Below are 6,757 nucleotides of genomic sequence, written 5' to 3' on the forward strand. Positions count from 1 at the left end.
GCTGAATAATGCCGCTTGTTATCGAATCAATTCAATTTTGATATAGGGTGCAGCCGACGCCGGCTTCGCGCAGCCGCTGCACCAGCACGCCGGCCTCGGCCTGGAGCGCCGCCACGAAGCGCTCGCGCAGCGGCGTAGCGGGGCGGTACAGCGGTTTCGCCACGCTGACCTGGAACGGCAGCGAGAAGGCCAGTGGGCGTAGCTGAATGCCCTGGCCCTGGAACATCAGCGCGGTAATCGGGTTGACCACGGCCAGGCCCAGCCCGGCGCGGACCATGCTGCACACCGAGACGGCGCTGTGGGTTTCCACCTGCATCTGCCGTTGCACGCCTGCGCCGAGGAACACGGCGTCGATCAGGTGCCGATAGCGGTCGCTGGTGGCCAGGCTGACGAAGGGCTGGCCGGCGAAATCCGCCGCCTCCAGACGCTCGCGAGCCAGCAGCGGATGGCCGTCGGGAAGGATGCACACCTCGTCCACCGCCAGCAGCGGCTGCAGCTCGGTGCCGCGCGGGGCGTCGTCGTTCTCGATCAGGCCGATGTCGTGGTGCTGGGCGCTGAGCGCCTCTTCCAGATGCGGCGACTCCAGCGCCGCCACCTCCAGGCTGATGGCCGGGTTTTCCCGGCTGAAGCGCTTGCAGGCTTCCGGCAACAGTGCCTGGGACAGCGCCGGCAGGCAGCCGATGGAGAACTTGCCCTCGGCGAACTGCCCGAGGCTGCCGGCGAAGGCGACGATGCGGTCCAGCCCGGTGAAGGAACGCTCCACCTCCTCGAACAGCATCAACGCCCGCGCCGTCGGCGCCAGCCGCCCACGCTCACGCAGGAACAGCTCGAAGCCGACCAGCTGCTCCAGCCTCGCCAGCTCGCGGCTGACGGTGGGCTGGCTGGTATGCAGGAACGCCGCCGCGCGGGTGACGCTGCCGGTGGTCATGACCGCGCGGAAGACTTCGATGTGGCGGAGGGTGATCATGCTGGGTCCGATGCTGGAGTGCGGGTCATTGTGGCGTTGTTCGGGGTGTGGCACCAGTGGGGCTGGCCATGCCTGCGACAGGCCCAGCGCTCGATCATCAGGGTGGTGTCATGTAGGGCGTTATCCGCCCTACGTTGTTCCGTTTTTCGCCAGTACGTTCGGCGTCAGGCGGGGTTCGCGAGCAAGCTCGCTCCTACGAAGAGCGAGCGGTACAAATCCGACCTGTAGGAGCGAGCTTGCTCGCGAACCGCTTGGTGCAAAGAGTGCATCAATGAAAATCCCGACTCCGCACATCCAGCCCCTCCAGTAGCTCACTCAGGTCCGTCAGCCTCCCGGCGATCACATGGCGCACGCCGTCCTTGGCTTCCAGGGTGCCGTCCACCTGCATCAGGCGGGCGTTGAGGAAGGGGCGACGCTGCTGTTCGGCGAGGTCGCGCCAGACGATCACGTTGATCATGCCGAACTCGTCTTCCAGGGTGACGAAGGTGACGCCGCTGGCGGTGCCGGGGCGCTGGCGGCCGACGACCAGACCGGCGACGCGCACCGGGCGGTCGGCTTCCAGGCTGGCCAGTTCCCTGGAACTGCGACAGCGACGGGTCTTGAGGGCACCGCGCAGCAGGGTCATGGGGTGCGGGCCGAGGGTGGTGCCAAGGGTCGCGTAGTCGGTGAGCAGGTCTTCGCCGCGGCTAGGCAACGGCAGGCTGACCGGCGCTTCCTCGGTGGCCTGCCCCGCGAACAGCGGCAACTGCGGCTCGACCCCGGCAATCGCCCAGCGTGCCTTGTGCCGGTGCCCGGCGAGGCCGCGCAGGGCGCCGGCGTCGGCCAGCTGTTCACGAGCGCGGCCGTCGAGGTGGGCGCGTAGACAGAGGTCGGCGACGTCGGCGAAAGGACGTTGCTCGCGCGCCCGGGCCACGGCATTGGCGACTTCCTCGCGCAGCCCGCGCACCATGCGCAGGCCGAGGCGGATCGCCGGCTGGCGGTCAGGGATAGGTTCCAGGGTGCAGTCCCAGTGGCTGTGGCGCACGTCCACCGGGCGAATCTCCAGGCCATGGCGGCGGGCGTCCTGCAGCAGTTGGTCGGGGCTGTAGAAACCCATGGGCCAGCTGTTGATCAGCGCGCAGGTGAAGGCCGCCGGTTCGTGGCATTTCAGCCAGCAGCTGGCGTAGGTGAGCAGGGCGAAGCTGGCGGCGTGGGATTCGGGGAAGCCGTAGCTGCCGAAGCCTTCTATCTGTTTGAAGATGCGCTCGGCAAAATCCTCCGTGTAGCCGTTTTTCAACATGCCTTGGAAAAGACGCTGGCGGTGCGGCTCCAGACCGCCATGACGCTTCCACGCGGCCATGCACCGGCGCAGGTGGTCCGCTTCGCCTTGGGTGTAGTCGGCGGCAATGACGGCCACTTCCATGACCTGCTCCTGAAACAGCGGAACACCCAAGGTACGTCTGAAGACCTTTTCCAAGGCTTTGGACGGATAGGTAACGGGCTCTTCCTTGTTCCGTCGGCGCAGATAGGGATGCACCATGTCGCCCTGGATCGGCCCAGGGCGGACGATGGCCACTTCGATCACCAGGTCATAGAAGGTCCTGGGCTTGAGTCGCGGCAGCATGGCCATTTGTGCGCGGGACTCGATCTGGAACACGCCAACGGTGTCAGCACGGCTGATCATTTCGTAGGTCTTCGGGCACTCCTGCGGCAGGGTCGCGAGTGTCCAACGCTGACCACGATAACGTTCTATCAGGTCGAAACAGCGGCGCAGGGCGCTGAGCATCCCCAAAGCGAGCACGTCGACTTTGAGCAGACGGACTGCGTCAAGATCATCCTTGTCCCATTGGATCAAGGTGCGTTCGGGCATCGCGGCATTTTCCACCGGCACCAGGGTTTCCAATGGCTGCTGGGAAATCACGAAACCACCGGGGTGTTGTGACAGGTGGCGGGGAAAGCCAACCAGTTGTTCCGTCAATGCGAGGACACGACGAAGCACTGGACTGTCCGGATCGAATCCGGACTCAATCAGACGGTCGCGTGGCGGACCTTTGCGGCTCCAATGTCCGCAGCAATCGGCCAGCGCGCCGACCTGGTCCGGCGGCAGGCCCAGTGCCTTGGCCACGTCGCGGACAGCTCCGGCGCCCCTATAGGTACTGACGACTGCCGTAAGTGCAGCGCGCGTGCGGCCGTAGCGCTGGAACACATACTGGATGACTTCCTCACGGCGGTCGTGCTCGAAATCGACGTCGATATCCGGTGGTTCTTTGCGTTCGCGGGAAATGAAACGGCCGAACAGCAGATTGATGTGTCTCGGGTCGAGTTCGGTAATCCCCAGCGTGAAGCACACGGCGGAGTTGGCGGCTGAGCCACGTCCTTGGCAGAGAATGTGTTGCGAGCGGGCAAATCGGACGATGTCATGGACCGTGAGGAAATAGCTTTCGTATCCCAGTTCGATGATCAGCCGCAGTTCCTTGCGGATGCGTTTGATGACCTTTTTTCTCACCCCTCCTGGCCAGCGCTCGTGAATACCTTTGTGCGTCAGGGCGCAAAGCCAACTGGCTGGCGTATGCCCTTCGGGCACCAGTTCGCGCGGGTACTGGTATTTCAAATCCTCACCCAGATCGAACGTACAGCGCCCGGCGATCTTCAGCGTCTCCGCCAGCAACTCGGCCGGGTAAATCGACGCCAGCGCCTCCTTCGGCCGCAGATGCCGCTCGCCGTTGGGATAGAGGTACTGCCCGGCCTCGTGCACCGGCAGGTGCTGGCGGATGGCGGTCATGCAGTCCTGCAGGGCGCGGCGGCCACGGGCGTGCATGTGCACGTCACCGCAGGCCACGGCGGGGATGGCTAGGCGCACGGCCTGTTCCTGCAGGCGGCGCAGCTTGCCGGCGTCGTCCGGGCCCTTGTGCAGTTCGACGCCCAGCCACAGGCGCTCGGGGAAAAGCCCGCGCAGCCAGAGGCCGTCGTCGTCCTGCCCGTCCCGTGGCAGCCAGATCGCCAGCAGGTGATCGAGGTTACCGTCGAAGTCCACACGTACCAGGCGGTAACTGCCTTTCTCGGCGCGGCGCCGGGCGTGGGTGAGCAGGCGGCAGAGGTTTTCGTAGCCGGCTAGGTTCTCGGCCAGCAGCACCAGCTTCGGACCTTGCTCGATGCTCAGCTCGCTGCCGGTGATCAGCGGGATCTCCTTCTCCTTCGCCGCCTGCCAGGCGCGGACGATACCGGCCAGGCTGCATTCGTCGGTAATCGCCAGCGCCCGATAGCCGAGCTTCTTCGCCCGCTCGAACAGCTCGGCGGCGCTGGAGGCACCGCGCTGGAAGCTGAAGTTGGACAGGCAGTGCAGCTCGGCGTAGTCGATGCCTTCGGTCGGCGTGCTCATGCGAACCAGCCGTGCAGCAGCAGCGGGCCGTCGTCGCCCACCGGGCGGAACACCCAGGCGCGCTGGCCGCTGCGGGTGCGCACCTGGTAGTAGTCGCGGCGGATGTCCTCGCCGTCCCACCAGCCGGATTCGATGCGCTCGGGGCCGGCCAGCAGCGCCGGGGCGAATTCGCGCAGTGGCTGGGGCTCGGCCAGCAGCCAGCCGGGGCGCGGGATATCGGTGACGACTTTCAGCGGCGTGGAGCTGCCTTGCCAGGCGCGCTCCGGGCGGTGGTCGGCGCGGCCACCGAGACTGTGCACGGCATCGTCGCCCAGTCGTGCGCGCAAGCGTTCGCGCAGCTGTTCCCAGGGCAGCGATTGTTGCGGGCGGTCGTCGAACAGCTCGCGGTGCTGCGGCACGAAGGCCGGCAGGTCGTTGGCCAGCAGCCGCACGCTGTGCACCGGGGCGCGCAGTTGCAGTTGCTCCAGGCGGCCACGGGTCAGCTCGAAGAGCATCGCCGCCTCGCGCTCGGCGCTGAGGAGACCGACCGGCATCAGCGTGTCGCTGCCTTCGTGGTGCTCCAGATGGAGGACGAAGCGTTGCACGCCGCTGTCGCGTCCGGCGAGGAAGGCGGCGAGATCGGCGGTCAGGCGGCGTAGCGGGAACAGCAGCGCCTGGGTGGACTCCACGTCGAAATTCAGCTCGATACGCGACTCGAAACAGTCCGGCGGCCGGTAGAACTCCAGGGCCAGTGGGCGTTGGCCGAGCAGGGTGTCGACCTGCCGCAGCACCTGTGGCGGGAAGCGCCGGGCCAGGCTTTCGCGCGGCAGGGCGAGCAGTTGCTGCAGGCTGCGCAGGCCCATTCGGCCCAGCGAAGTGGCGACGTCGCGCTCCAGGCCCAGACGTTCCAGCGGCATCCGGCCTAGGTACTGGCGCAGTTGCTGGTTGTCATGGATTGCCAGGCCGTCGTGGCCGTTGGCGAGGATGCGCGCGGCGGCCGGATTGGGCGCGGCGGTGATGCGATGGCGGAAGCCAAGCCCGTTCAACTCCTCGCGCAGGCGCGCTTCGAAGCGCGGCCAGGGGCCGAACAGCTGCAGGCTGGACTCTACCTCCAGCAGCAGCGCGCGCGGGTAGTGCTGGCTGACCTGCGAGCTGAAGCCGTAGGCCCAGGCGGCCAGCAGGTTCTGCCAGCGTTGCACGTCGTGCAGGTCGTATTCGGCGGTGGCAAAGTCGCGGCTCAAGGCCTGGGCGGCGGTGAGCGACTGGCCGGGCTTGAGCCCCAGCGCCCGCGCGGCCGGGTTCACCGCCTGCAGCAGGCGACGCTGAGTCGGTCCGGCGAGCAGCGCCAGGGCGGCGTCCGGCTCGGGACGGCCGCGCAGCACGCCGTCCATCGCCAGTTGCGGCAGGAGAATACAGGCCCAGAGCATAGTCAGTGCCAGGGCAGCGGAATGGGCCGCGCCGGCGCCAGGCCGCCACGGCACTTGAGCACGCGCAGTTGCGCCGGGTTGGCGTCCAGCGCCAGGCGCAACGCGGCGGGCGACGGATTGAGCGCTTCGCGCTGCGGGCGGTAGGCGATGGCCAGAGTCTGCCCGGTTTCGGCGGCTACCTGCAGGCGGCGCAGGGCGCGGTCGTCGGCCTGCTGCGGCCAGCACAGCACGGCGCCGCAGCTGCCCGAGCGCAGGCACTGTTCGGCGGCCCAGAGCGCATCCCGCCCGGTCGCATGGATGATGGCGAGCTGCTCCAGCGCGACACCGGCGGCCTGCCAGGTGGCCGGGTAGGGAATATAGGGCGGTGCGACCAGCACGATGCGTTCGCCCGCTGCGCTGAGCCGGGCGAGGGTCGGCCAGACCAGTTGCAGTTCGCCGGTGCCTTCGGCGGCCAGGAGGATTTCGCTGAGCGCCGCTTCCGGCCAGCCGCTGCTGGGCAGGGCGGCATCCAGCACCGCGTGGCCGGTGGGCTGCTGGCTGGGCGGCAGGCCCTGGGGCTGCCCCTTCCAGACCTGGCGCTGGTGGAACAGGGTGTCGAGTGCGACCACACTGCCCATCACGGCCTCCCGGCCGGCGAGCGGCGACGGTCATGCGTCCGGCGAGAGGGCCGGGGGAGGGAAGGAGTTGAGGGTTGCATGGGGTTGCTCGGAAATAGCTGTATGGATATACAGTTTATCTGGTGGGAAGGCGCCGTCAATGGCGGTTGGTCTGACTGCCATGGGGCTCACTGTAGGAGCGGTTTCGGCGCTGTGGTTTGCGTAGGAGCGGAGCTTCTACGCGATGCCGTTGCTTGTGCTTTGGGTGTTTCTGCGCCGCACCGGCGTGCGCCCAAATTTCTTGTTTCGCCCCCTCGGGCGAGCAACCGTGTTCGGCGTCAAGCTATTTTGGGCCGAAAAGGTGCCTGGTCACGGAGCATTGCGTTGAGGATGGTGAGCAGCTTGCGCATGCAAGCGACCAAGGCCACTT

The 6,757-nt window shown here is 67.2% G+C and carries 4 protein-coding genes; all 4 read right to left on the bottom strand.

Going from position 1 to position 6,757, the window contains the following annotated elements; genetic code table 11:
* Positions 1 to 31: 31 nt before the first annotated feature.
* The 4 genes from IB274_RS22055 to imuA all read right to left on the bottom strand — a co-directional run bounded on the left by IB274_RS22055 (position 32) and on the right by imuA (position 6,348).
* On the bottom strand, positions 32 to 967 hold the full coding sequence (locus IB274_RS22055; RefSeq protein WP_192434771.1) for a LysR family transcriptional regulator: 936 nt from the start codon (positions 965 to 967) through the stop codon (positions 32 to 34).
* Positions 968 to 1,235: 268 nt separating this feature from the next.
* Entirely contained in the window at positions 1,236 to 4,325 is a 3,090-nt protein-coding gene (locus tag IB274_RS22060) for an error-prone DNA polymerase (RefSeq protein ID WP_192434773.1), read from the bottom strand.
* Positions 4,322 to 5,731, bottom strand: coding sequence for a Y-family DNA polymerase (locus tag IB274_RS22065; RefSeq protein ID WP_192434776.1), 1,410 nt, complete (start codon positions 5,729 to 5,731; stop codon positions 4,322 to 4,324). Before IB274_RS22065 ends, IB274_RS22060 begins: the two co-directional genes overlap by 4 nt.
* A gap of 2 nt (positions 5,732 to 5,733) precedes the next feature.
* Positions 5,734 to 6,348, bottom strand: coding sequence for a translesion DNA synthesis-associated protein ImuA (gene imuA / locus IB274_RS22070; protein ID WP_192434778.1), 615 nt, complete (start codon positions 6,346 to 6,348; stop codon positions 5,734 to 5,736).
* Between the last annotated feature and the right edge of the window lie 409 nt (positions 6,349 to 6,757).

The sequence above is a fragment of the Pseudomonas sp. PDM18 genome (genome assembly GCF_014852585.1).
Classification (GTDB): domain Bacteria; phylum Pseudomonadota; class Gammaproteobacteria; order Pseudomonadales; family Pseudomonadaceae; genus Pseudomonas.